Origin of the sequence: Blautia sp. MSK18_10, from assembly GCF_020553185.1 — a bacterium.
GTDB classification, from domain to species: Bacteria; Bacillota; Clostridia; order Lachnospirales; family Lachnospiraceae; genus Blautia_A; species Blautia_A wexlerae.
This window is the reverse complement of the sequence record NZ_JAJCGT010000129.1, coordinates 1-507: the sequence shown is the minus strand read 5'-3', so window position 1 is coordinate 507 and position 507 is coordinate 1. Positions and strand designations below refer to the sequence as shown.

General features: G+C 34.1%; 1 protein-coding gene. It reads right to left on the bottom strand.

Annotated elements, in window-relative coordinates; translation table 11 throughout:
* Positions 1–507, bottom strand: a 507-nt coding sequence (locus tag LI074_RS17150; protein ID WP_265107688.1) for an RNA-guided endonuclease InsQ/TnpB family protein, incomplete at both ends; no start/stop codon positions are given.

Sequence of the window (507 nt, the reverse complement as noted above, 5' to 3'; positions counted from 1 at the left end):
GCTTTGATGATGGATAAAACCGATCAGCCACAATAAGCTGGATCCCTTTATCGCTGCACTTATATTCAAGCTGTTTTCTAAACCAAAAAAATCCCTGTTCCTGGACTGCTTTGGATAAATGCCTGTTTTTCATCATTCCGCTGACATTCAAATCTTCAATACATATAAATCTTGGTTTTCGATTTATGATCTCAGATATGGTCTGATTCAAATAGTTTTTACGGATATTTGTTAATCTGTGATCTCGTTTTAATAAAAGTTTTTCCTTTTTGATTACATTATTTGTTTTACAGTAACTTTCTCCTTTTTTATTTTTCTCGTAAGAACGAGAGATACTACGCTGTAATCTGCGTTTCTGTTTTTCTAATTTCTTTATTTTCTGACTCTTATTGATGTTCTTATACTTAGTTCCATCAGAGCAGACAGCCAGTTCTTTGATTCCCAAGTCTATACCGACTCCGTCATCATTAAGTATTTCCCTGCAGTCAGGAAATTCTACACATACAC